Source organism: Pseudomonas mohnii (assembly GCF_900105115.1).
Lineage (GTDB): Bacteria > Pseudomonadota > Gammaproteobacteria > Pseudomonadales > Pseudomonadaceae > Aquipseudomonas > Aquipseudomonas mohnii.
In genome coordinates this window covers 4,590,385-4,616,239 of record NZ_FNRV01000001.1, presented here as the reverse complement: position 1 = coordinate 4,616,239, position 25,855 = coordinate 4,590,385, and the positions used below count along the sequence as shown (strand labels likewise).

Sequence of the window (25,855 nt, the reverse complement as noted above, 5' to 3'; positions counted from 1 at the left end):
CGATACACCTGCAATTGCGAAACAGTAAGGGTGACGTGTGGCCGCACACCGGCTGTGGGCATAACTATGTAGTGCACTTGCCTCGAAAAGACCGGCCATCCTCGACATCCCGTTATCTCATGGAAAGAGAGCGCATGAACCCGAACGAAACACAGCCGCTGCCCAATGCCGCCGACAAGGCCGCGCTCAAGGCGATCGCCACCACCGTCATCCAGACGTGCCCAAGCCTGCAAGACACGGCGCACGAAGTCGCCAGCGACTTACTGAAAAAATCCGGCATTACCGACCTCGATCCCGATCAGGTGTACTTCCACCGTTTCGACACAGCCGAAAGCAGTTCCAAAGCTTTCACCGGTTGGGAGCACGTCCCCGCCACGCTGACATCCACCATGACCCTGACGCAGTTGGTGATCCAGCGCTTTCGCGTCGGCGACCAGGACAACGCTGACCTGCTGGACGTCTATTCAGGCTTTTATACCGCTGGCCCGAAAGCCGCGAGGTTCAACGAAACCAACGAAGTACGCCTGCACGGCAACGAGGTGCTGAAGGCGTTCTGGGACATCGATTTCAGCACGCTCTATACCGACAAGTTGACTGCGTTCTGGAAGCAGTCCGGCACCGACTTCCGAACCTTGGCCAAATGCAATTTTCTGATACAGGCCGTAAAAGCCAGGGACAAACGGCAGTTGAGCGACGATGACTTCCAGTTCGTCACAAACGCCGTGATGGGTCCGATCAACTGGCCCGTCGACCTGCACATGCTGCGGGCTCAACACCCTTGCGCCGACAGTGTTCGGGCTCTGGACGTCGACGGATACGTGGCCACCAATATCCTGCGTTTTGTCGCGCCCAAGGGTCGCCAGATCGTGTACATGCCCGGTGAAACCGTCGCTTTCAAAGTGCTGGAAACCGCGACGGACATGCACTACTGGATGTTGCAGCAGATGAACGAAGAAGGCGCTCGCCAGGGCTTCATGACGCACTTTTCCCTGGCTGATCGTCAGGCCATCGACAAGAACATCACCGATATCATGAACCGGCTGGTCAGTACCTGGGGCAAGTACGACCATCACCTGATCAATCAAAAAAACCAGGTCATCACCGGCGACGCATTCAGCTGGTTGAGCAACTCGACCCAAAACGCAATGTTCGCCGAAGCCGAACTCTCGCTGACGTCCAATGGCGATCTGCGCAAGAAACTGTGGATCGGTTACCTCAGTGCCGGATTAAAAGTATTTGGCCCCATGGCGGTGGTCGGTTGGCCGATTGCCCTGCCGGTGGTCGGCGCCAGTATTGCCAGCCTGGGCTTGAACATCGATCAGGCAGTCAATGGCAAAACCGCCGGGGATCGCAAGGCCGGCGTTCTTGGCGCCGTGTTCAGCGGTATCGATTTGCTGTTCAACCTCCTGATGCTCAAAGGCCCGGGATCGCTGGAGGAAATCGGCCCCGACATCGAAGCAGCCGAAGCCAGGGAAATGGCCGATCTGGTTGAATCATCCACCCCTGCCGAGACCGCCGGATCGAAGGTCAAACCCATTGAAGGAGCATCAGAGGCTGTCACGGGCTCGACTGAGGGCAGGCCAGCGCCAGCGGTACCGGACGCCTTCAGGATTAATGAAGTGCTCAGCGACAACGCCCTGGTGCGTGAGCCAGGCAAATTCGAGGGTACGTATCGGCGCGCCTCGAATCCTTCGTCCGCCATCAAACTCAACGGCAATGCCTATTACGTGCGCTATGAAAACAGCCTCAACGGGCGAGGATACTGGGCGATCATCGACCCGGCCAATCCCGACGCCTTCGGGGATTCGATTCCAGTACGGTTTGTGAATGATTCGGGCGAATGGGAAGTCGTTCCAAAACTGGGCCTCAGAGGCGGGATGCAAGCACCGGCCGTCTCCTCCCCCGCCGTCGAGGAATGGTCACAACGACCAGGCGTTCACGTGCCGGGGCTTGACGACCCTGAAATGAGGGCATGGGCGCTTGGCGGACCCGACGTCCGCAGCCCGTTCAGACGGATCTGGTCAGTGGCAGACATCGACGTCCACAGCGTACTCATGTCCGATGCCGGCGAAGAGGTCGTCACGCTCAGCGAGTTCGAGATGGCCCAGGAAGAACCTCGTCGCAACCTGATCAGCGACGCCAGGGCCTGGTACGAGCTTCACCCACCGACGCAGAGCCAACCGGCACTCTCTGCACAAGCGTTTGCCACGCCCGGCGAACTGTTTGAAACGGCCTACGCGAAAAAACCGGGCCTGGTCGTCGGCGAGAGCCGGGGCAGCATCGGCAGCAAACAGTTCCTCATCGAAAACATGCCAACGCTCGCTCAACAGGGTGTGAAGACTCTGTACCTGCAGGAGCTGCTGGCCAACGTCAATCAACTCGAACTGGACACCTTTGCGCGCACCGGTGAAATGCCTGCCGAGCTGGAAAACTACCTGAACAAACTCGACATCAAGGCCGGCAACGACCCCACAGGCGAATTCAATCTGCTGGCGCTGGTCAAAGCCGCCAACGCTCAAAAGATCCGGGTGCAGGCCCTCGACATGTCGACGACCTACAACATCAACAAAGAAGCGATTGACTGGGAATCCGGCTACCAGATGGCCAGGAGTTTTTTTGCCAGCGAGGTCATCCGGTTCAACGAAGCATTAAAAGAGCCGGCCAAATGGATTGCCTTGGTCAATCAGGAAAACATGGCGACATTCAGAGGCTATCGCGGCATCAGCGAACAGACCGACGCCCTGAGCATTCGTATCGGTGAGGTAGCGCCGGGGCAAGCGCAACCCATCAACACCGATCCGGGGTTGGCTGTGGAGCATGCGGACTATCCGGATTCCCCGGTTTTTTACGTATCGGATGGCATGGACTTCGACAGCGTCCATGCACTGATCAAAGGTGACGTGCTCGTGCAGGTGGAAACTCCATGGGCATACAGGTCCCCGCAACAACTGCGAGCGCTGTTGCCTGAACCGGGGATGTTCACCTTTCAGCGCTACCGCAGCAGCGTCCTTGTGGTATATCGCAATGCCAACAACGGGATGGCAGACAGCGTCATCAGATCCACGCCGGGTGGACGGCTGAATCTGGATACCCCGCTTCGCCCAGCCTACGAGTCCATGACCGTGGACAACCTCGAAGAGCTCAAGCAAGCGTTGGTTGCAAAGGGCATGAAGCCCATGGGCTGGCCCGCCGAACTGGCAACTGAACTCGATTCGTCCTTGTCAGAAACCACTCACCCCATCGAGATACCGGATCACTGGCAAGCCAATGAACTGCTTGAGGGGCGGACACCCGTGAGTGATGCCGGAAAATTTCAGGGCATCTACCCACTCGACTCCAACCCCTCCAGCGCGATCTTGCTCGATGACACGGCCTATTACGTGCGTTACGAAGCCGATCCCAACGGAGGCGGCACCTGGGCCATCATCGATCCTGAAAATCCCAACGCATTTTCAGGTTCCCTCCCAGTGCGCCTCAATGCCGAGGGTCAATGGGAGCTGACGCCCAGAGCCGGGCTCAAGGGGGGTGGCAACCGGCATCCGGGAGGGTCTCGTGCTTCGGCCTCCGCGCCTGCTCCGGCTTCGCCCCCTGTTCAAGAACCATCACCGGCCATCCCGCGCCGCCCTGCCACGCAATACGATGCAGCTAACCGATTCCGTATCAGACAAGTTGCAATGGGCGAGAGAGAAACCCATATCAAAATGGTCCGTCAGCCAGACGGAAGCTTTCGCGGAGAAACCACTTACGAGCAATACATCGCGGCCCCGCGCGCCAAGCTGTCGCAAGACGCCCGTCAATTCTTTTCCCGCAGTGAATTCACCGCGTCATTACCTCCTCGTCCTCCGCTTCCTGGCGTGACGCCATCAACCACTGTCGAGCAACTGCTACCGAAAATATTTAAAGCGGCACCGGGCCTGGTCATCGGTGAAAGCCAGGACCGCATTGGCAGCATGCGGTTTCTCATCGAGAACATGCCGGCCCTGGCCCAACAGGACGTCAAGACGATCTATTTCCATCGCCTGCTCAACGATTTCAACCAGGTGGAGCTCGATCAATTTTTCGAGAGCGGGTCAATGCCCGATGATCTCAGGGTGTATTTGCAAAAACTGAAAAGCGATCCCACCGGGAGATTCACCCCGCTTGAAGTGGTCAAGGCGGCTCAACAAAATAACATTCGGATTCAGGCAACCGACTGCCTGGCCAGTTACCGTTACCCCGGCTCATCACTCCCCGACATGCATGAGCAAGCCATCAAGACCTACCTCACCCACACCATCATGGAGGCCGACAAAACGATCAACGGTGCAGGAAAATGGGTAGTGCTGACGGACCAGGAAAACGTCAACACCTTTCGCGCAATGCCCGGGATCAGCGAAATGCAGGGCGGTATTGGCTTGCGCATCGAAGAAGTGCTGCCGGAAGAAAGCCTGCTGATTGAAACCGATCGAGGCGTCGAAGTGGGCCGCGGCTTTGCCACTCAACCCGAATTCACCGACGGAAATTACGACACCCTGCACGCTGACTTGAGCTTGCAGATGCCACTGCCGTTGCTCGAAAGGACGCCGGAGGAATTGAGCCGGATGTTATTCAGGCAAGGCATGTTCACGTTTCAGAAATCGAACGGTAGCTGGGCGCTGTTCCATCGCAGCAGAGACGGCCAAGTGGTCCGAACAGCGGTCGAGCGTACGGCTGATGGCAGCTACCTGATCCATCGCCCCGCCTGGACCGAAGTGCATCAAGTGCCTTACGCCAGCATCGACGAGCTGTCCTGGGGTCTTAGCCGTATGGGCATGAACCTCCAGGGGCGCGTGCCGGTGTAACTCATTGGCTGATTCACTTTGGGACTCAACCCCTGAAACGCAAGAAGCCCCCGATCTCACGATCGGGGGCTTCTTTTGTCGCTATCGTTTTGAGCCTGTGTTCGCAGGCTCAATTACGATCACTCCCACTCAATGGTCGCTGGCGGCTTGCTCGACACGTCGTAGGTGACGCGGGAGATGCCTTCGATTTCATTGATGATGCGACCGCTGACGGTTTCCAGCAGTTCGTAAGGCAGGTGTGCCCAACGCGCGGTCATGAAGTCGATGGTTTCCACGGCACGCAGGGCCACGACCCAGGCGTAACGACGGCCGTCACCGACCACGCCAACCGATTTCACCGGTTGGAACACCACGAATGCCTGGCTGACCTTGTGGTACCAGTCGGCCTTGCGCAGTTCTTCGATGAAGATGTGGTCGGCGCGACGCAGCAGGTCGGCGTATTCCTTCTTCACTTCACCGAGGATCCGCACGCCCAGGCCCGGGCCCGGGAACGGGTGACGGTAGACCATGTCGTACGGCAGGCCGAGTTCCAGGCCCAGTCGACGGACTTCGTCCTTGAACAGCTCGCGCAGGGGTTCAACCAGCTTGAGGTTCATTTCTTCCGGCAGGCCGCCCACGTTGTGGTGCGACTTGATCACGTGGGCCTTGCCGCTCTTGGCGCCAGCCGACTCGATCACGTCCGGGTAGATGGTGCCCTGGGCCAGGTACTTGATGTTGTCCAGTTTGCAGGATTCGGCATCGAACACGTCGATGAAGGTGCGGCCGATGATCTTGCGCTTCTTCTCCGGGTCGGACTCGCCGGCCAGGTTGTTGAGGAACTGCTCCTCGGCGTTGGCGCGGATCACCTTGACGCCCATGTTCTCGGCGAACATGGCCATCACTTGCTCGCCTTCGTGCAGGCGCAGCAGACCGTTGTCGACGAACACGCAAGTCAGCTGGTCGCCAATGGCCTTGTGCAGCAGCGCGGCAACCACCGACGAATCCACACCGCCGGACAGGCCGAGCAGCACGTTGTCGGTGCCGACCTGGGCACGCACCTGGGCGATGGCGTCTTCAGCGATTTTCGACGGGGTCCACAGGGCTTCACACTCGCAGATGTCGAGGATGAAGCGCGACAGGATGCGGCCGCCTTGCTTGGTGTGGGTCACTTCCGGGTGGAACTGCACGCCGTAGTAACGACGATCGTCGCTGAACATGCCGGCGATCGGGCAGCTTGGGGTGCTGGCCAGGATGTGGAAGTCTTCCGGCATCTTGGTGACCTTGTCACCGTGGCTCATCCACACGTCGAGGCCGAACAGGCCGTCGGCGTCGATGTGGTCTTCGATGCCGTCGAGCAGGCGGCTCTTGCCGACCACGTCTACGCGGGCATAACCGAACTCACGCAGCTCGGAACCTTCTACCTTGCCGCCCAGTTGCTCGGCCATGGTCTGCATGCCGTAGCAGATACCGAAGACCGGTACGCCCAGGTCAAAGACAGCTTGCGGGCAGCGAGGGCTGTTGGCTTCGTGCACGGACTCGGGGCCACCGGCGAGGATGACGCCTTTCGGAGCGAATTCGCGAATCGCTTCCTCGTCCATGTCGAACGGATGCAGTTCGCAGTACACACCGATTTCGCGAACGCGACGGGCGATCAGCTGGGTGTATTGGGAACCGAAGTCGAGGATCAGGATGCGGTGAGCGTGAATATCGAGGGCCATGGGAGAGACTCTGAAAAGCAGTTGCAAGCTTCAAGCTGCAAGCTGCAAGTAATCGGAAGCCGCGCGGTAACTGCATTAACTCAGCACCGCTTGCGGCTTATAACTTGTGGCTTTTAGCTGTCGGCGTCAGCCGACTCGATAGTTTGGCGCTTCTTTGGTGATCTGCACGTCGTGAACGTGGGACTCGGCCATGCCAGCGCCGGTGATCCGCACGAACTCAGGCTTGGTGCGCATTTCTTCGATGTTGGCGCTACCGGTGTAGCCCATGGAAGAACGCAGGCCGCCCATCAGTTGATGGATGATGGCGCTCAGGCTGCCCTTGTACGGAACACGCCCTTCGATGCCTTCCGGAACCAGCTTCTCGGCGCCTGCCGAAGAGTCCTGGAAATAACGGTCGGAGGAGCCTTGAGCCTGGGACATGGCGCCCAGCGAACCCATCCCGCGGTAAGCCTTGTACGAACGGCCCTGGAACAGTTCGATCTCGCCCGGCGCTTCTTCGGTACCGGCGAACATCGACCCCATCATCACGCAGGAGGCACCGGCAACGATGGCCTTGGACAGGTCACCGGAGAAACGGATGCCCCCGTCGGCGATCAACGGAACGCCAGTGCCTTCAAGGGCAGCGGCGACGTTGGCGATGGCACTGATTTGCGGGACGCCGACACCGGCGACGATACGGGTGGTGCAGATCGAGCCAGGACCGATACCGACCTTGACCGCGTCAGCGCCGGCTTCGGCCAGGGCCTTGGCGGCAGCGCCGGTGGCGATGTTGCCGCCGATGACCTGCACTTCAGGGAAGTTCTGCTTGACCCAGCGAACGCGGTCGATCACACCTTTGGAGTGACCGTGGGCAGTGTCGACCACCACCACGTCAACACCGGCGCTGACCAGGGCCGCGACGCGATCACCGGTGTCTTTACCGGTGCCGACGGCGGCGCCAACGCGCAGACGACCTTGATCGTCCTTGCTGGCCAGCGGGTAAGCCTTGGCTTTTTCGATGTCGTTGACGGTCATCATGCCTTTGAGGGCGAACTTGTCGTCGACGATCAGCACGCGCTCGATGCGGTGCTTGTGCAGCAGTTCGCGGACGTCGTTCTTGTTGGCGCCTTCCTTGACCGTGACCAGACGCTCTTTAGGCGTCATCACTTCACGGACGCGGGCGTCCAGACGGTTTTCGAAACGCACGTCACGGGAGGTGACGATGCCGACCAGGTCGCCATCGTGCAGCACTGGAACACCGGAGATGTTGTGCATGCGGGTCAATTCGAACAGTTCACGCACCGTGGCGTCAGCCTCGATGGTGATCGGGTCCTTGACCACGCCGGCCTCGTAACGCTTGACCTTGCGGACTTCGGCAGCTTGCTGCTCGATGGTCATGTTCTTGTGGATGATGCCGATACCACCTTCCTGAGCCATGGCAATTGCCAGACGGGCTTCAGTGACGGTGTCCATGGCAGCGGAAACCAGTGGGATATTCAGCTCGATGCCACGGGTAAGGCGGGTCTTGAGACTGACTTCGTTAGGAAGCACCTCGGAATAACCAGGCACTAGGAGAATGTCGTCGAATGTCAGAGCTTCTTGGCTGATACGCAGCATCGCGGGGGCTCCCGAGCGGGAAAATGGAAGCGCGCCATTATAGTCAGACACCCCCTCGGGTTCAATGTAAAACTCTGTCTATTATCGAAGCAGTGATCAACGGGACTTTTAACACCGTAAATCTATGTAGGAGCGAGCCGGCTCGCTCCTACATAGATTTATTCAAAGTTCGACTTTGACCCAACTGACAGGCTGGTCGAGCCAATCGGCAAACTCATCCAGAAAGCTCTGCTTGAACCCGGCCTCGGCCCAGTTGTTGAAGATGAAGCCCAGGTTGGAAAAACCGCATTCCTGCAGGAACAGAAAACCGTTGATATCGTCTTCATGCCCGCATTCGGGGCAAGTGAAGTTATCGGTACGCCCCGGCATCCAGTCTTCCAGGCTTTCGAACAGGGCCTCCCCCACCTCCTTGCGACACTCGGCACAACCCGCCTCGCCAAGAAAACCCTTGGCCGGTGTGTAAATGCAGCGCTTGGTGACGATCTCCAGACCGTTGATCTGCTCGCCAAACGGCAGGGCTTCGGGGTGCAGGACCACGTCGCGGGCGCCCTCGGCGATGGCGTGGGCCATGCGGTTGCCGGTGCGACCGCAGGTGGTCAGTTCTTCCTTGATGATGTTCTTACGCACCAGCCAACGCACAATCGCCCGGGCCCGGGGCTCGTGTACCGGCAGGGTGGAGATTTTCGGGACGATGATGCTTTGGGAATTCATGGGGTACAGGCCTGGAGCATTGATAAATGACCTGTAGGAGCGAGCCTGCTCGCGATGGACTCAAGAACGCCGCGGGGAACCTGATTCCCCGCGTTATCGTTAACGACCATCGCGAGCAGGCTCGCTCCTACAGGTAAAGCATTGGCGCGATGCCCATAGAAGGTATAGGCCCGCCAGCGAGGTTTTTACAGTTCCACAACCACCGCCTGCGACGCACGGGTCGCCTTGGCGCGAGCGGCTTCGATCGACTCATCGCGAGCCAGTGCCACGCCCATGCGACGCTGGCCGTTGACTTCAGGCTTGCCGAACAGGCGCAGCGCGGTATCCGGCTCGCTCAACGCGGCGCCCAGGTTGGCGAAAGCGGTCTGGGTCGACTGCCCTTCCACCAGGATCACCGCCGAAGCCGAAGGCCCGAACTGACGGATCAAAGGAATCGGCAGACCCAGAATCGCCCGGGCGTGCAGGGCGAACTGCGACAGGTCCTGGGAAATCAGCGTGACCAGACCGGTGTCGTGCGGGCGCGGCGACACTTCACTGAACCACACCTGATCGCCCTTGATGAACAGCTCCACGCCAAACAGACCACGGCCACCCAGGGCTTCGGTCACGGCTTTGGCCACGCGCTGGGATTCAGCCAGGGCAATCGGGCTCATGGCTTGTGGCTGCCAGGATTCCTGGTAGTCGCCCTTCTCCTGGCGGTGGCCGACCGGCGCGCAGAACGTGGTGCCGCCAACATGGCGCACGGTCAACAGGGTGATTTCGTAATCGAAGTCGATGAAACCTTCGATGATCACCCGGCCTTTACCGGCGCGGCCGCCTTCCTGGGCGTAATCCCAGGCGTCCTTCACGTCATCGACGCTGCGCAGCAGACTCTGGCCCTTGCCTGACGAGCTCATGACCGGTTTCACAACGCACGGAAAACCGAGGTCTTCGACCGCTTTGCTGTAGTCCTCGAAGGTGTCGGCGAAGTGGTAAGGCGAGGTCGGCAGGTCCAGTTCTTCGGCGGCCAGGCGACGGATGCCTTCACGGTTCATGGTCAACTGCGCGGCGCGCGCGGTCGGAATCACGGTGAAGCCTTCGGACTCCAGCTCAACCAGGGTCGCGGTGGCGATGGCTTCGATTTCCGGCACGATGAAGTGTGGCTTCTCGGCTTCGATCACCGCACGCAGGGCGGCGCCATCAAGCATGTTGATCACGTGGCTGCGATGGGCAACCTGCATGGCCGGTGCATTGGCATAACGATCCACGGCAATCACTTCAACGCCCAGGCGTTGCAGCTCGATCACCACTTCCTTGCCCAGTTCGCCACAGCCACACATCAATACGCGGGTTGCAGTCGGCGACAATGGAGTTCCGATACGGGTCATCTGAAGGTCCTCAAAGGAGCGGATCATCAAGGATACGGCGCAATACGCGCGATCCATGGGGAGAAAGCGCGGCATTTTACATGAACCGCAGGGTTTGGCTTCAGCTGACGACGGCCTGTTTGCGCAAGCGCCAGGCCATGATCAGCCACACGGCGGTGACACCGGCGAACTTCGAACCCAGGGCGGTGAGGATCACACCCGGGGTCAGCGCACCGATCATGCCGAAGAAAATGAAGGTATCGAGGGGAATACTCAGGGCCGAACTTATCCACAGGCGATCATGCAGCGGACGCTTGGTGACGCTGAACACCAGCCAGTCAATGCACTCGGAAACCGCGAACGCCGTGGCGCTGGCCAGGGCAATGGACGGATCGGAGGTGATATAGGACAGCACCAGCGCCGCCAGCATGGCTGCGATGGCACCATGACCGAAGCGGGTTTGCACCATGTCGCGCAATACGAACACCAGACCACCCCAGGCCGACCAGATGATGTCCAGGTGCGGCGCGGTAGAAAAGGCGTAGTTGATCAGCACGACGCTGCTGATGTAGGCGATGAGGAAGAGCATGGTGCGTGGGACTACCTGTCAATTTTGTGCGCAGGATACTGTAGGAGCGAGCCTGCTCCCACAAGGATGGCCCGCCTCATTTGCCGGATTTTGTGCCGATCATCCACACCAACCCACTGGCCTTGGCTCGCTCATGACACAAGCCCAGCACCGTGCGGCGTTCGTCGTTGGTCATGCGGCTCCAGCGGGTAATCTCTTCGACCGAGCGCTGGCAGCCCGTGCAGATGTCATCGTCGTCCAGCGCACAAATATTCACGCAGGGCGATGACACAGGGCGTTCGGTGGTCGTCATTCTTCCTGCTCAACCAGATCGCGGGCGTAACGCTGGGCGTTATGCACGTAGTGAGCGGCGCTGGCTTCAAGCATTTTCTTCTGCGGTTCGGTCAGTTCGCGCACCACTTTGCCGGGTGACCCCATCACCAGCGAACCATCCGGAATTTCCTTGCCTTCGCCAATCAGCGAGTTGGCGCCGATGATGCAGTTCTTGCCGATTTTCGCACCGTTGAGAATGACCGCGTTGATGCCGATCAGGCTGTAATCGCCCACGGTGCAGCCGTGCAGCATGGCATTGTGGCCAATGGTCACGCCGGTGCCGATGGTCAGCGGGTAGCCCATGTCGGTGTGCATCACGGTACCGTCCTGGACGTTGCTATTCTTGCCGATCAGGATCAGCTCGTTGTCGCCCCGCAGCACAGCGTTGAACCAGACGTTGGCGCCCTCTTCCAGTTTGACCTTGCCCACCAGCACGGCATTGGGCGCGACCCAGCTCTGTGGGTGGGTCTCGACACGGGCGTCGCCCAGGCGGTATTTCATTGTGTTGTCCTCAAGGCTCAGGCAGCGGCGTGTTCAGGCCATTCGAGTGATGGCATCAGGTATTGATAAAGCTTTTCGGCGGTTGATGCAGGCTGATTTTGGCGTCATAGAGCAGGTTGATCAACTCGACGATCATGATCGCCGTCAGCCCCCAGATCTTGTATTCGCCATAGCGATAACTCGGCACGTACCAGCTGCGGCCCTGATAATCGATGCGGTGGGTGTGTTCGCGCGGGTCCTTGCGGAAGAACTCCAGGGGCACGCTGAACACCGCGGCAATCTCGGCATCGTTGGCCTGGTATTCGACGAAATCGGGAATCACCCCGACATAAGGGGTGACCTTGATGCCGTGCAGGGAAATCAGCGGGCTGAGCGGGCCGATCACTTCGACCAACCCTGGCGGCAAACCAATCTCCTCTTCGGCTTCGCGCAGGGCGGTGAAAATCAGGTCGGGGTCTTCGGGGTCGCGTCGGCCGCCGGGAAAGGCCACCTCGCCGCCGTGGGTCGAGAGTCCGCTGGCACGCAAGGTCAGCAGCAGTTCCGGCTCGTCACTGCGGGTGATGGGCATCAGTACGGCGGCCTCGGGGAAACGTCGGTCGGTCTCCAACGTGCGCGGTGTGTGGTTGCTTACCCGATGCAGTAGCTCGTCCAGCATGAGTGTTCTCGATCTGTGCCTTACCCTGCATCATGCACCAATCGCCTCGGTCGCCCAAGCCCCCGGAGAGCGGCGTGTCGCGAAACGACAACTTGCCGACAGACACCGCCGCACGCCAAGATAGGCGCAGCATTCAGGAACTCAAGCATGAAATTTTGCAGTCAGTGCGGCAACCCGGTGACCCAGCGCATTCCCGAAGGTGATTCGCGCCTTCGCTTCGTTTGCGACAGCTGTCAGACCATTCATTACCAGAACCCCAATATCGTCGCCGGTTGCGTGGCGACCTGGGGCAACAAGGTATTGCTGTGCCGACGCGCCATTGAGCCACGCCTGGGCTATTGGACCCTGCCCGCCGGTTTCATGGAAAACGGCGAGACCATCGAGCAGGCGGCGATTCGCGAAACCGCCGAGGAAGCCTGCGCCCGGGTGCGCAACCTGAGCATCTATACCCTGATCGACGTGCCGCACATCAACCAGGTGCATGTATTTTTCCGCGCCGAACTGGCGGACCTGAACTTCGCCGCCGGCCCTGAAAGCCTGGAAGTGCAATTATTCGACGAAGTCGACATTCCTTGGGATGAGCTGGCTTTCCGCACGGTGGGCCGTACCTTAGAATGCTTCTTCGCTGACCGGCGGGCCGAGGTCTACCCCGTGCGGTCCGAATCGATCCCGCCGCTCGCTCAGCCTGCCAACTAAAAAAACATCTATAAATGAATAGTCGCGACACCTTTTGGGGAATCGTTTCAATGCGCTGGTTGCTTGCCCTGTTTTGCTTGTCTTTCATCACGGTATCCCAGGCTTCTGCCGTGGAAACGCTGAACGGCAAGGTCATCGAGAAAGTCCTGGTTCTCAAGTCCGCTCATCAATTGCAATTGATCAATGACGGCAAGCCGATCAAGACCTATCGCATTTCCCTGGGCAAAAACCCCAGGGGGCCGAAACTGATGGAGGGCGACAAACGCACGCCGGAGGGTTTCTACTGGATCGACTGGCGCAAGACCAGCAACAACTTCAATCTGGCGATGCACATCTCTTACCCGAACATCACTGACTCTGCCCGCGCGCGCCGCGAAGGTGTCGCGCCAGGCGGCATGATCATGATCCACGGCACCCCGGATACCGAAGACACCCCGGAAGACCTGTTCCACACCCTGGACTGGACCGACGGCTGCGTGGCCATGCGCAACAGGGACATGCGTGAAGTCTGGAACCTGGTGCCGGATGGCACGATGATCGAGATTCGTCCGTAGCCCTGTACCGAGGGAGCCTGCTCCCTCGGTACAAAAGCCTCCCTGGGTCGATACTGCGCTGACCTGCAGGATCGCAAGTGAATACAGGCAACAAAAAACCCGCTGAAATCGCTTTCAGCGGGTTTTTCATTTCAGCAGCCTGGAAGATCAGAAATCCTCCAGCCGCCACACCTCATAAGCCGGTGTCTCGTAGGGATGGCTGTCTTTCAAGGCAGCCACCACCGAACGGATCAACTCATCGGCCACGACCAGCTCAACCTTCCATTCCTCGACCTGTTCGACCTGCCCTGCCTCACCCAGGAACGGCTGACTGCCCTTCAGTGGACGAAACTGGCCTTGGCCCAACACCTGCCATGCGCAGTGATCGTAAGCGCCGATCCGTCCGCCACCGGCGGCGAATACGGCACTTTTGACCACTTCGACATGGCTGTCGGGAACAAAAAAGCTGAGCTTGTACACGGTCCTTAGTCCACCCGCTCTTAGTTCACCCACACGCGCGCATTACGGAACATGCGCATCCAAGGGGCGTCTTCGTTCCAGTCATCCGAGCGCCACGAGTTCTGCACGGCGCGGAACACACGCTCCGGGTGCGGCATCATGATGGTCACGCGACCGTCTCGGCTGGTCAGACCGGTGATCCCGCGCGGCGAGCCGTTCGGGTTGGCCGGATAGTTTTCGGTGACCTTGCCGTGGTTATCGACGAAACGCATGGCTACGCAACCGGACAGATCGGCTTCCAGCAACGCTTCTTCGCTGGCGAACTCGGCATGGCCTTCGCCGTGAGCAATGGCGATCGGCATACGCGAACCGGCCATGCCTTGCAGGAAGATCGAGTTCGACTCCTGGATCTGCACCATCGCCACACGGGCTTCGAACTGCTCGGAACGGTTACGCACGAAGTGCGGCCAGAACTCGCTGCCCGGAATCAGCTCGTGCAGGTTGGACATCATCTGGCAACCGTTGCACACGCCGAGGGTGAAGCTGTCGTTACGCTCGAAGAAGCCCTGGAAGGCATCGCGGGCACGGCTGTTGAACAGGGCCGACTTGGCCCAGCCTTCACCGGCACCCAGTACGTCGCCGTACGAGAAGCCGCCGCAAGCGACCAGGCCCTTGAACTCGTTCAGGTCGACACGGCCGGCCAGAATGTCGCTCATGTGCACGTCGATCGCGCTGAAACCGGCACGGTCGAACGCCGCCGCCATCTCCACCTGACCGTTGACGCCCTGCTCACGCAGCACGGCAACCTGTGGGCGAATGCCTTTCTTGATGTAAGGCGCGGCGACGTCCTGGTTGACGTCGAAGCTGAGCTTGACGCTCAGGCCCGGGTTGTCTTCTTCCAGGATCACGTCGAACTCTTGCTCGGCGCAGTCGGCGTTATCACGCAGGCGCTGGATCTGGTAGCTGGTCTCGGCCCACTGGCGTTGCAGCAGGCGGCGTTGACCTTCGAACACGGTGTCGCCGTTGAAGACGATGTCGATCTGGCCGTTGTTGATCGGCTGCCCGATCACCGCCACGCATTCAGCCAAACCAGCCGCACTGAACTGTGCGAGTACGCTTGGCGTCGCGTCCTGACGCACCTGGATCACTGCGCCCAGTTCTTCGTTGAACAGGATGCCGTTGATCTCGGAGGCATCCTCGGCAACGCTGTCGAGCACCAGGTTCAGGCCGCAGTGACCGGCAAAGGCCATCTCGACCACGCTGGTCAGCAGACCACCGTCGGAACGGTCGTGGTAAGCCAGCAGGTGACCGTCGGCGTTGAGGCCCTGGATCACAGCGAAGAAAGCTTTGAGGTCTTCGGCGTCATCGACGTCCGGGGCCTGCTTGCCCAGCTTGCCGTGGGTCTGGGCGAGGATCGAGGCGCCCATGCGGTTCTGGCCGCGGCCCAGGTCGATCAGGATCAGATCGGTGGTGCCCTTGTCCATGCGCAGTTGCGGGGTCAGGGTCTGACGGATGTCAGTCACTGGCGCGAAACCGGTCACGATCAGGGACATCGGCGAAGTGACAGCCTTGTCCACGCCTTCATCGTTCCAGCGCGTGGCCATGGACATCGAGTCCTTGCCCACCGGAATGGTGATGCCCAGCTCAGGGCACAGCTCCATGCCGACCGCTTTCACGGTGTCGTACAGACGCGCGTCTTCGCCCGGGTGACCGGCAGCCGACATCCAGTTCGCCGACAGCTTGATGTCGGAGATCTTGGCGATGCGCGAGGCCGCGATGTTGGTCAGGGTTTCGCCGATGGCCATGCGGCCCGACGCCGGAGCGTCCAGCAGCGCCAGCGGAGTACGCTCGCCCATGGCCATGGCTTCACCGGTGTAGACGTCGAAGCTGGTGGCAGTGACGGCAACGTCGGCCACCGGAACTTGCCACGGGCCGACCATCTGGTCACGGGCCACGAGGCCGGTGATGGTGCGGTCGCCGATGGTGATCAGGAAGCTTTTGCTGGCCACGGCCGGGTGATGCAGTACGCGCTCGACGCACTCGCCGATGTCGAGGGTCGACGGATCGAAATCGTCGCCCAGCTCGTTTTCACGCACTACCGAACGGTGCATGCGCGGGGCCTTGCCCAGCAGCACTTCGAGCGGCATGTCCACCGGGCTGTTGCCGAAGTGGCTGTCGGTGACAGTCAACTGCGGTTCAGCAGTAGCTTCGCCGACCACGGCGAACGGGCAACGCTCGCGTTCGCAGATCGCCTTGAAGCGCTCGAAGTCAGCCGGGCCAACAGCCAGAACATAACGTTCCTGGGATTCGTTGGACCAGATTTCGTGCGGGGCCATGCCCGGCTCGTCGTTTGGAATGTTGCGCAGTTCGAAACGGCCACCACGATCGCCGTCGTTGACCAGTTCCGGGAAGGCGTTGGACAGACCGCCCGCCCCCACATCGTGAATGAAGCTGATCGGGTTCTTGTCGCCCAGTTGCCAGCAACGGTCGATGACTTCCTGGCAGCGACGCTCCATCTCAGGGTTTTCACGCTGTACGGAAGCGAAGTCCAGGTCCGCCGAACTGGTGCCGGTGGCCATGGAGGAAGCCGCGCCGCCGCCCAGACCGATCAGCATCGCCGGGCCGCCGAGCACGATCAGCTTGGAGCCAACGAGGATTTCGCCTTTCTTGACGTGTTCTTCACGGATGTTGCCCATGCCGCCAGCCAGCATGATCGGCTTGTGGTAACCGCGAACCTCATCACCGTGCGGGGTGGAGATGGATTGTTCGAAGGTACGGAAGTAACCGGTCAGTGCCGGACGGCCGAATTCGTTGTTGAACGCCGCGCCGCCCAGTGGGCCTTCGATCATGATGTCCAGCGCGGTAACGATGCGCTCAGGCTTGCCGTATGGCACTTCCCATGGCTGTTCGAAGCCCGGGATCTGCAGGTTCGATACGGTGAAGCCGGTCAGGCCAGCCTTCGGCTTGGCACCGCGACCGGTTGCACCTTCATCACGGATCTCGCCACCGGAACCGGTGGACGCGCCCGGGAACGGAGCAATCGCGGTCGGGTGGTTGTGGGTCTCGACTTTCATCAGGATGTGCACCGGCTCCTGCACCGCGCCGTACTGGCGGGTTTCAGGGTCCGGGAAGAAACGACCGGCCACGGAGCCGACGATCACCGATGCGTTGTCCTTGTAAGCCGACAGAACGCCTTCGCTGTGCATCACGTAGGTGTTCTTGATCATGCCGAACAGGCTTTTTTCCTGGCTCTCGCCGTCGATGTCCCAACTGGCGTTGAAGATCTTGTGACGGCAATGCTCGGAGTTGGCCTGGGCGAACATCATCAGTTCGATGTCGTGCGGGTTGCGCTTCAAGCCGACGAAGGCGTTGACCAGGTAGTCGATTTCGTCTTCCGCCAGGGCCAGGCCCAGCTCGGTGTTGGCTTTTTCCAGCGCGGCGCGGCCGCCACCCAACACGTCGATCGCGGTCAGGGGCTTGGGTTCGGCGTGACTGAACAGGCCGGCAGCCTGTTCGAGGTTGCCCAGGACGATCTGGGTCATGCGGTCGTGCAGCACATCGGCAATCAGCTGTGCTTCTGCGTCGCTGAACTGGCCGGCAACGTAGAACGCAATGCCGCGCTCCAGGCGCTGGATCTTGGTCAGCCCGCAATTGCGAGCGATGTCGCTGGCCTTGCTCGACCATGGCGAAATGGTGCCAAACCGCGGCAACACCAGAAACAGACGTCCGGTCGGCTCCTGGACCGGAACGCTTGGACCGTATTTCAGAAGGCGCGCAAGCACCTGCTGTTCGTCGCCGGTCAGGACGCCGGTAACTTCGGCGAAGTGAGCGAATTCAGCATACAGGCCACTGACAGCCGGGACCTTCTGGCTCAGTTGCTCAAGGAGTTTGCTGTGGCGAAAGGCAGAAAGGGCAGGAGCGCCGCGCAGGATCAACATCTTCGGGACAGCCTCGGGAAGGGGTGTGCTTTGAGGCCGTGCATTCTAGCCTAAACAGCCCGCGACATCACCCGAAACGCTACGCGCGGTTGCACCCGGACGTCGGAGCGGGTGTCCGACCGGAAAACCGGCGCCGATCGGAGCGCTCGGCTCGAGTTATTTTGACGGGTGAAAAATCGGGTTATAGCCCATTCCTGCGGGCTCCAAGTGGGTTTTTCGCCTTCTAGCAGACAAGCCCTTTGCTGTCGAGATATGGCGCTCGTGGTCCTTTGCGTATACTGCGCAAATGTTTTTCCCAACGGCTTTGCGTCCGCGGTACGCCAAATGGCTGATCGCAACCGGACTCTTCCTGATGCTCAGTGGCTGTGTTGATAAACCCAACACACTGGAGCGCGTAAAGGAGGATGGCGTGCTGCGGGTGATCACCCGAAACAGCCCCGCCACCTACTTCCAGGATCGCAACGGTGAAACCGGCTTCGAATACGAGCTGGTGAAGCGCTTCGCCGACGATCTGGGGGTCGAACTCAAGATCGAGACCGCCGACAACCTCGACGACCTGTTCAACGAGGTGGGCAAACCAAAAGGCCCGGTATTGGCCGCCGCGGGACTGGTCAGCAGCGAAGCGCGCAAAAAGCAGGTGCGATTTTCCCACTCCTATCTGGAAGTGACCCCACAGATCATCTATCGCAACGGTCAGTCGCGCCCTACCGAAGCGAAAGATCTGGTGGGCAAGAAGATCATGGTGCTCAAGGGCAGCACCCACGCCGAACAGCTGGCGCAACTGAAAAAGCAATTTCCCGGCATTGAATACGAAGAGTCCGACGCCGTTGAAGTCGTCGACCTGTTGCGCATGGTCGATGAGGGGCAAATCGACCTGACCCTCGTGGACTCCAACGAAGTCGCGATGAACCAGGTCTACTTCACCAATATCCGGGTCGCCTTTGACCTCGGTGACGCCAGCAACCAGAGCTGGGCGGTGGCGGCCGGGGATGACAACAGCCTGCTCAACGAGATCAACGCCTACCTCGACAAGGTCAAGAAGAACGGCACCCTGCAACGCCTCAAAGACCGTTATTACGGGCATGTCGACGTCCTTGGCTATATGGGTGCCACCACCTTCGCCCAACACTTGCAGCAACGCTTGCCCAAGTACGAACAGCACTTCAAGGCCTATGCCAAGAAAGAGAAAGTCGACTGGCGCCTGCTGGCGGCCATCGGCTATCAGGAATCGTTGTGGCAACCGGCCGTCACGTCAAAAACCGGCGTGCGTGGCCTGATGATGCTGACCCAGAACACTGCGCAGGCCATGGGCGTGTCCAACCGCCTCGACCCCAAGCAGAGCATCATGGGCGGCGCCAAGTACCTGGCTTACATGAAGGATCAACTGGACGAGTCGATCCAGGAACCGGATCGCACCTGGTTTGCCCTGGCGGCCTACAACGTCGGCAGCGGCCACCTGGATGACGCCCGCAAACTGGCAAAGCGGGAAGGCCTGAATCCGGACAAGTGGCTGGACGTGAAGAAAATGCTGCCGCGGCTGTCCGAGAAGAAGTGGTACAGCAAAACCCGATACGGCTATGCCCGTGGCGGTGAGCCGGTGCATTTCGTGGCCAACATCCGCCGCTATTACGACATCCTGACTTGGGTCACGCAGCCGCAACTTGAAGGCGATCAAGTGGCCGAGGGCAAGTTGCTCGTGCCGGGGATCGACAAGACCAAGCCAGCTCCGGAACCGGCACCGCTTTAACAGGCCCATCCAACAATGGTGGGAGCGAGCCTGCTCGCTCCCACAGGGTTTTGTGGTGTTCTCAGGCTTTTGCGGCCGCCGCCAGAATCAGCGCCTTCATCTCCGAAACAGCCGACTTGAAGCCAACGAACAACGCATGGGCCACCAGCGCATGGCCGATGTTCAGCTCGTTGATACCTTTGATTGCCGCAACGGCTTCGACGTTGTGGTAATGCAGGCCATGGCCGGCGTTGACGATCAGGCCCTGGGCCAGACCAAACGCCACGCCATCGGCAACCCGCTTGAGTTCTTCAGCCACCTCGGCAGGCGTCTCGGCATCGGCGTAACGCCCGGTGTGCAGCTCGATGGCCGGCGCGCCCACACGACGGGACGCCTCGATCTGACGCTCATCGGCATCGATGAACAGCGACACTTCCGAGCCGATCTTCGACAGGCGCTCCACCGCCGCCTTGATACGGGCTTCTTGCCCCGCCACGTCCAGACCACCTTCCGTCGTCAGCTCCTGTCGGGTTTCCGGCACCAGGCAAATGTGCGCCGGGCGAATCCGCTCGGCGAACGCCATCATCTCTTCGGTGACGCCCATCTCGAAGTTCATGCGGGTCTGCAGCACGTCCTTGAGCAGCAACACATCGCGCTCCTGAATGTGACGACGGTCTTCACGCAAGTGCACGGTAATGCCATCGGCGCCCGCCTCTTCCGCATCCAATGCTGCCTTTACCGGGTCCGGGTAGCGGGTACCCCGAGCCTGACGCAAGGTGGCAACGTGGTCGATATTCACGCCAAGAAGAATGCGGGTGCTGGTGGTCACGGAAGCGCTCCAGAAGAAGAGAAAGTTCGGTGCACAGCATACATGGGGAATTTACGGTTTTCGAAACAACTCTCGGGAAACCAGCGGCCGACCGCCCAAATGAACGGCCAGCGCCTGCCGCATCAAGCGCTTGGCCGCCGACAAGGCACCCGGCGCGCTCCAGTCAGCATCGGCCATGGCCAGCAATTCCGTGCCATTGAACAGGCCCGGTTGCAACAGATAGACCCGCTCCAGTCCCGCATCCACTTGCAAGCGATAAAGGCCGTCCGGCGCGATGGGGGCGTCGTGGATGTCAGTGATCAGAGAAAAGCCGTAACCGAGGTCATCGAGCAACCGCCATTCGAATGAGCGCAGCAGCGGTTCCAGCGGACGACCTTCAGCCAGGGCCAGCAGGGTGGCGGCGTAATGATCGAATACGGCGGGATGCGGATCTTCGGCGGGCAGCAGGCGAATCAGCAACTCATTGAGATAAAGGCCACTGAACAGGGCTTCTCCATTGAGCCAGGTGGAAACGCCGGCGCTTTCCATGCGCCCCACGTTTTTGAGCTCGCCACGCCCCCGAAACTCCACTTCCAGTGGCACGAATGGCCGTGCCAGCGTCCCGGCCTTGCCTCGCGCACTGCGCAATACAGCCCGCAGCCGACCTTGCGGCGTGAGGAAGTCCACCAGCGCACTGCTTTCGCGGTAGGCGCGGGAGTGGAGGACGTAGGCGGGCTGGCCAATTGGCTGGGACATGGAGTTCTCAGTGACCTGTAGGAGCGAGCCTGCTCGCGATGGACTTGAAAGCGCCGCGTTCATTCAGAAAGCCTGCGTTATCGTTTTCCACCATCGCGAGCAGGCTCGCTCCTACAGGGGGCTGCGCCGTATTACAGGTCGCCGTAACCCAGCGAACGCAAGGCGCGTTCGTCGTCGGACCAGCCGCCCTTCACCTTGACCCAAAGGTTGAGCATGATCTTGGAGTCGAACAGCAGCTCCATGTCCTTGCGCGCCTCGGTGCCGATACGCTTGATGCGCTCGCCCTTGTCGCCAATGATGATTTTCTTCTGGCCGTCACGCTCGACGAGGATCAACGCATGAATGTGCAGGGTTTTCCCCTGCTGCTTGAACTCTTCGATTTCGACGGTGATCTGGTATGGCAGCTCGGCACCCATCTGGCGCATGATTTTTTCGCGCACCAGTTCAGCGGCAAGGAAACGGCTGCTGCGGTCGGTGATCTGGTCTTCCGGGAAGAAGTGATCGTTTTCCGGCAGATGCCCGGCAATCACCCGCTCCAGCGCGTCGAGGTTGTGCCCGTGCTGGGCCGAGATCGGGATGATCTGCGCGTTCGGCAACTGTTCCTGCAACCAGGACAGGTGCGGCATCAGCTCCGCCTTGTCTTCGATGCGGTCAGTCTTGTTCAGCGCCACGATCAGCGGGCCGGTCACGTATTGCACGCGCTCGAGGACCATCTGGTCTTCTTCGGTCCACTTGGTGCGGTCGACCACGAAAATCACCACGTCGACGTCTTTCAACGCCGCCGATGCGGTCTTGTTCATGTAGCGGTTCAGGGCCTTCTCGCCACCCTTGTGCATGCCAGGGGTGTCGACATAGATGGCCTGCACATCGCCTTCGGTCTTGATACCGAGCATGTTGTGACGGGTGGTTTGCGGCTTGCGCGAGGTGATCGCCAGTTTCTGACCAAGGATGTGGTTCAGCAACGTGGACTTGCCCACGTTCGGACGGCCGACGATGGCAACATAGCCACAGCGCGTTGCGGTTGTATCAGTCATTGCCATTCTCCACACCCAGGGCAATCAGTGCTGCGGCGGCCGCTACCTGTTCGGCAATGCGACGGCTCACACCCTGACCTCGGCTTTTTTCATTCAGTAAGGTGATTTCGCATTCGACGAAGAACGTCCGGCAATGCGGCTCACCCTGGATATCCACCACTTCGTAACGCGGCAGCTCGCAACCACGGGACTGCAGAAACTCCTGCAGGCGGGTTTTTGGATCCTTGTTGGTGTCGACCAGTGTCAGGCCTTCGAACTCGCCGGCCAGCCAGGCCAGCACGCGTTCGCGCGCCACTTCCATGCCGGCATCGAGGTAGATCGCACCAATGAGCGCTTCCAGGGCATCGGCCAGAATCGACTCGCGACGGAAACCGCCGCTCTTCAATTCGCCGGAGCCCAGGCGCAGGTATTCGCCCAGATCGAAACCACGGGCCAGTACGGCCAGGGTCTCACCCTTCACCAGACGGGCACGCAAACGCGACAACTGGCCTTCGCGGGCCAGCGGGAAGCGATCGAACAATGCCTCGCCAGCCACGAAGTTGAGAATGGCATCACCGAGGAACTCCAGGCGCTCGTTGTTGCGCCCGGCAAAGCTGCGGTGAGTCAGGGCCAGGACCATCAGTTCCTGATCCTTGAAGGTGTAGCCGAGCTGACGCTCGAGACGGCTTAAAGAGACGCTCACGGTTTACCCACGCTGAGTTCGTGGTTGGATTCCACCGCCATCGCCGGGGTTCGGCGCAGGCTTGGGACAATTAACGCTGTGTTCAAAAATAACGTCCTGAATATCGTTGTTTTCATGCTGCCGGCGTCGATTGTGTCGACTCCAGAAATGCATTCGGCGCTGTGTTCAACAGCGCCGTGTTTGATTACTTGATCAGGCCAACCCGCGAGAAATTCGGCAGGTGACTGAGTTTGGGTTCCGGCCAGCTCATCCAGACTGCAAAGGCCTTGCCGACGATATTCTTGTCGGGAACCATGCCCAGCAGATCCTTGGGAATGTTCGGATCATCCCAGTAACGACTGTCGTTCGAATTGTCGCGGTTGTCGCCCATCATGAAGTAGTGCCCGGCAGGTACGGTCCATGAACGGTCCGGCGTAGCACGGTAACGACTCATTTCCTTGCGGATCAGGTGCTCGGCGGTGCCGAGTTTTTCCTTGTAGAGCTCGGCGCTCCCCAAGGTGCCCGGCTCGGAGCCGACCAGTTGCTCGGCGATCGATTCACCGTTGACGAACAGGCGCTTGTCAACGGTGTAACGAACCTGATCACCCGGCAGACCGACTACACGCTTGATGTAGTTGACGTTTGGATCGCTCGGATAGCGGAACACCATCACATCGCCGCGTTGTGGCTCACCGACTTCGATGACTTTCTTGTCGATCACCGGCAAGCGGATCCCGTAGGAAAACTTGCTCACCAGGATGAAATCGCCGACGTCCAGGGTCGGTTTCATCGAGCCGGAAGGGATCTGGAACGGTTCCACCAGGAACGAACGCAGCACCAGCACGATGAACAACACCGGGAAGAACGACTTGCCGTATTCGACCAGCAGCGGTTCTTTGTTCAGCTTCTCGACCACCATCACATCAGGCTGGCTCACGCTGCCCTGATAGGAGGCAATGGCGGCACGCCGACGCGGCGCCAGGAAAAGCAGATCGAGCAACGCCAACAAGCCGCAGACGAATACGGCGATGACCAGCAACAGCGGGAAATTTAGTGACATAGGACCTAACTATCCAACCTGAGCACTGCAAGGAAGGCTTCTTGTGGAATTTCCACGTTACCGACCTGCTTCATGCGTTTTTTACCGGCCTTTTGCTTTTCCAGCAGTTTTTTCTTACGGCTAACGTCACCGCCGTAGCATTTGGCCAATACGTTCTTTCTGAGTGCCTTGACGGTTGTCCGCGCCACAATCTGACCGCCAATGGCGGCCTGGATTGCCACGTCGAACATCTGCCGCGGAATCAGCTCTTTCATCTTCTCGGTCAACTGGCGACCTTTGTAGTGCGCATTGTCCTTGTGCACGATCAGCGCCAGGGCGTCGACCTTGTCGCCGTTGATCAGCACATCCAGTTTCACCAGATTAGCCGATTGGTAACGGTCGAAATGGTAATCCAGCGAAGCATAGCCGCGACTGGTGGACTTCAGGCGGTCGAAGAAGTCCAGGACCACTTCGTTCATCGGCAGGTCGTAGGTCACCTGGACCTGGGTACCGAGGAACAGCATGTCGTGCTGAATGCCGCGTTTCTCGATGCACAGGGTAATGACGTTGCCCAGGTGCTCCTGCGGCACAAGAATATTGGCCCGCACGATCGGCTCGCGCATGTCTTCGATGGAAGACAGGTCCGGCAGCTTCGACGGGTTATCGACGTAGATCGTTTCGCCGGACTTGAGCAGCAGCTCGAAAATTACCGTCGGCGCGGTGGTGATCAGGTCCAGGTCGTATTCGCGCTCCAGGCGCTCCTGGATGATTTCCATGTGCAGCATGCCAAGGAAACCGCAACGGAAGCCGAAGCCCAGGGCATCGGAGCTTTCCGGGGTGTATTGCAGCGACGAGTCGTTCAGCGTGAGCTTTTGCAGCGCCTCGCGGAAGTCTTCGAAATCGTCGGAGCTGACCGGGAACAGACCGGCATACACCTGAGGCTGAATGCGTTTGAAACCTGGCAGCACATCGACGTCCGGCGTCGAGCTCAAGGTCAGGGTGTCACCCACTGGCGCACCGTGAATGTCCTTGATGCCGGCGATGATGAAGCCCACTTCACCGGCTTTCAGGTCAACGGTAGCGGTGTGTTTGGGATTGAAGACACCGACGCTGTCCACCAGGTGGATCTTGCCGGTGGACTTGACCAGAATCTTGTCGCCTTTCTTCACACGGCCATGGCGTACGCGCACCAGGGACACAACGCCCAGGTAGTTGTCGAACCAGGAGTCGATGATCAACGCTTGCAGCGGATCTTCGATGTTGCCGGTTGGCGCCGGAATGGTGGTGACCAGGCGCTCGAGCACTTCATCGACGCCCAGACCGGTCTTGGCACTGCAAGTGACCGCGTCGGTGGCATCGATGCCGATGATTTTTTCGATTTCTTCTTTAACGCGGTCCGGATCGGCCTGTGGCAGGTCGATCTTGTTCAGCACCGGCATCACTTCCAGGCCCTGCTCGATCGCCGTGTAGCAGTTGGCTACCGACTGTGCCTCGACACCCTGACCGGCATCGACCACCAGCAACGCGCCTTCACAGGCCGCCAGCGAGCGGCTGACTTCGTAGGTGAAGTCAACGTGGCCGGGGGTATCAATGAAGTTCAATTGATAGGTGATGCCATCACGGGCCTTGTAATACAGGGTAACGCTATGCGCCTTGATGGTGATGCCGCGTTCACGCTCAAGGTCCATGGAGTCGAGGACCTGCGCTTCCATTTCACGCTCGGCCAGGCCGCCGCACATCTGGATGAAGCGATCGGCCAGCGTCGACTTGCCATGGTCAATGTGGGCGATGATGGAGAAATTGCGGATATGACTCAAATCACTCACGGATCAACACTCAAAAAGGCTGCAGGCATAGCCCGCCGAAAAATAGCCGGGAATTGTACCTGATCCACGGCGCTAGCGTCACGTTCGCAGGTCAGACGGCCAGTACAAAAACGCCCCGGTCTTGCGACAGGGGCGTTTTTTATGACCAAAGA

The 25,855-nt window shown here is 59.8% G+C and carries 20 protein-coding genes; 4 read left to right on the top strand and 16 right to left on the bottom strand.

The annotated features are described in order from the left end of the window. The first annotated feature begins 134 nt into the window (after positions 1–134). Complete coding sequence (locus tag BLV61_RS21475) at positions 135–4,820, top strand: membrane-targeted effector domain-containing toxin (RefSeq protein ID WP_090467309.1); 4,686 nt, start codon at positions 135–137, stop codon at positions 4,818–4,820. Between the two features lie 119 nt (positions 4,821–4,939). Here the strand turns inward: BLV61_RS21475 and guaA are convergent, their stop codons facing one another. The 8 genes from guaA to BLV61_RS21435 form a co-directional block, all read right to left on the bottom strand. Then, positions 4,940–6,517, bottom strand: a complete 1,578-nt coding sequence (gene guaA, locus BLV61_RS21470; protein ID WP_090467307.1) for a glutamine-hydrolyzing GMP synthase — start codon at positions 6,515–6,517, stop codon at positions 4,940–4,942. A 126-nt stretch (positions 6,518–6,643) separates the two neighbouring features. Further along, positions 6,644–8,113 (bottom strand): IMP dehydrogenase, encoded by a 1,470-nt coding sequence (gene guaB / locus BLV61_RS21465; protein WP_047538163.1) that lies wholly within the window; start codon positions 8,111–8,113, stop codon positions 6,644–6,646. Between the two features lie 162 nt (positions 8,114–8,275). Continuing rightward, positions 8,276–8,824, bottom strand: a complete 549-nt coding sequence (locus tag BLV61_RS21460) for a hypothetical protein (protein ID WP_047538160.1) — start codon at positions 8,822–8,824, stop codon at positions 8,276–8,278. A gap of 185 nt (positions 8,825–9,009) precedes the next feature. Further along, positions 9,010–10,191: a formate-dependent phosphoribosylglycinamide formyltransferase gene (purT, locus tag BLV61_RS21455; protein ID WP_047539338.1), complete on the bottom strand. Its 1,182-nt coding sequence runs from the start codon at positions 10,189–10,191 to the stop codon at positions 9,010–9,012. 100 nt (positions 10,192–10,291) lie between these two features. Then, positions 10,292–10,759 (bottom strand): VUT family protein, encoded by a 468-nt coding sequence (locus tag BLV61_RS21450; protein WP_047538156.1) that lies wholly within the window; start codon positions 10,757–10,759, stop codon positions 10,292–10,294. Between the two features lie 76 nt (positions 10,760–10,835). After that, the gene (locus BLV61_RS21445) at positions 10,836–11,051 is read right to left on the bottom strand and encodes a DUF1289 domain-containing protein (RefSeq protein ID WP_047538153.1); all 216 of its coding nucleotides are present in this window, start codon (positions 11,049–11,051) and stop codon (positions 10,836–10,838) included. Continuing rightward, positions 11,048–11,572 carry a gamma carbonic anhydrase family protein gene (locus BLV61_RS21440; RefSeq protein WP_047538150.1) on the bottom strand — a complete coding sequence of 175 codons (525 nt, stop codon included), beginning with the start codon at positions 11,570–11,572 and terminating at the stop codon, positions 11,048–11,050. Before BLV61_RS21440 ends, BLV61_RS21445 begins: the two co-directional genes overlap by 4 nt. 55 nt (positions 11,573–11,627) lie before the next feature. After that, complete coding sequence (locus BLV61_RS21435) at positions 11,628–12,227, bottom strand: CoA pyrophosphatase (protein WP_047538148.1); 600 nt, start codon at positions 12,225–12,227, stop codon at positions 11,628–11,630. A 147-nt stretch (positions 12,228–12,374) separates the two neighbouring features. Between BLV61_RS21435 and BLV61_RS21430 the strand changes: the two genes are divergently transcribed. Both BLV61_RS21430 and BLV61_RS21425 read left to right on the top strand, forming a co-directional pair. After that, positions 12,375–12,923 carry an NUDIX hydrolase gene (locus BLV61_RS21430; protein ID WP_047538145.1) on the top strand — a complete coding sequence of 183 codons (549 nt, stop codon included), beginning with the start codon at positions 12,375–12,377 and terminating at the stop codon, positions 12,921–12,923. 50 nt (positions 12,924–12,973) lie between these two features. After that, complete coding sequence (locus BLV61_RS21425; protein ID WP_047538142.1) at positions 12,974–13,477, top strand: L,D-transpeptidase family protein; 504 nt, start codon at positions 12,974–12,976, stop codon at positions 13,475–13,477. Between the two features lie 147 nt (positions 13,478–13,624). Here BLV61_RS21425 and BLV61_RS21420 read toward each other — a convergent pair whose 3' ends face one another. Both BLV61_RS21420 and purL read right to left on the bottom strand, forming a co-directional pair. Beyond that, a complete protein-coding gene (locus tag BLV61_RS21420; protein WP_090467305.1) occupies positions 13,625–13,936 on the bottom strand; it encodes a YqfO family protein in 312 nt (103 codons plus the stop codon). Between the two features lie 20 nt (positions 13,937–13,956). Then, positions 13,957–17,853 carry a phosphoribosylformylglycinamidine synthase gene (gene purL, locus BLV61_RS21415; RefSeq protein ID WP_090467303.1) on the bottom strand — a complete coding sequence of 1,299 codons (3,897 nt, stop codon included), beginning with the start codon at positions 17,851–17,853 and terminating at the stop codon, positions 13,957–13,959. A gap of 286 nt (positions 17,854–18,139) precedes the next feature. On the opposite strand from purL, the gene mltF reads away from it, so the two are divergent. Beyond that, the gene (mltF, locus tag BLV61_RS21410; protein ID WP_047538134.1) at positions 18,140–19,600 is read left to right on the top strand and encodes a membrane-bound lytic murein transglycosylase MltF; all 1,461 of its coding nucleotides are present in this window, start codon (positions 18,140–18,142) and stop codon (positions 19,598–19,600) included. 61 nt (positions 19,601–19,661) lie between these two features. On the opposite strand, the gene pdxJ is transcribed toward mltF, so the two are convergent. The 6 genes from pdxJ to lepA form a co-directional block, all read right to left on the bottom strand. After that, positions 19,662–20,408 (bottom strand): pyridoxine 5'-phosphate synthase, encoded by a 747-nt coding sequence (gene pdxJ / locus BLV61_RS21405; RefSeq protein WP_047538133.1) that lies wholly within the window; start codon positions 20,406–20,408, stop codon positions 19,662–19,664. Between the two features lie 51 nt (positions 20,409–20,459). Next, positions 20,460–21,143 (bottom strand): DNA repair protein RecO, encoded by a 684-nt coding sequence (recO, locus tag BLV61_RS21400; RefSeq protein WP_090467302.1) that lies wholly within the window; start codon positions 21,141–21,143, stop codon positions 20,460–20,462. Between the two features lie 131 nt (positions 21,144–21,274). After that, complete coding sequence (era, locus tag BLV61_RS21395; protein WP_047538131.1) at positions 21,275–22,177, bottom strand: GTPase Era; 903 nt, start codon at positions 22,175–22,177, stop codon at positions 21,275–21,277. Continuing rightward, the gene (rnc, locus tag BLV61_RS21390; protein ID WP_008056598.1) at positions 22,170–22,859 is read right to left on the bottom strand and encodes a ribonuclease III; all 690 of its coding nucleotides are present in this window, start codon (positions 22,857–22,859) and stop codon (positions 22,170–22,172) included. The genes era and rnc overlap by 8 nt, the downstream gene beginning before the upstream one ends. A 184-nt stretch (positions 22,860–23,043) precedes the next feature. Next, the gene (lepB, locus tag BLV61_RS21385) at positions 23,044–23,898 is read right to left on the bottom strand and encodes a signal peptidase I (RefSeq protein ID WP_090467301.1); all 855 of its coding nucleotides are present in this window, start codon (positions 23,896–23,898) and stop codon (positions 23,044–23,046) included. 5 nt (positions 23,899–23,903) lie between these two features. Next, positions 23,904–25,703: a translation elongation factor 4 gene (gene lepA, locus BLV61_RS21380; protein WP_047538127.1), complete on the bottom strand. Its 1,800-nt coding sequence runs from the start codon at positions 25,701–25,703 to the stop codon at positions 23,904–23,906. Positions 25,704–25,855: the final 152 nt, after the last annotated feature.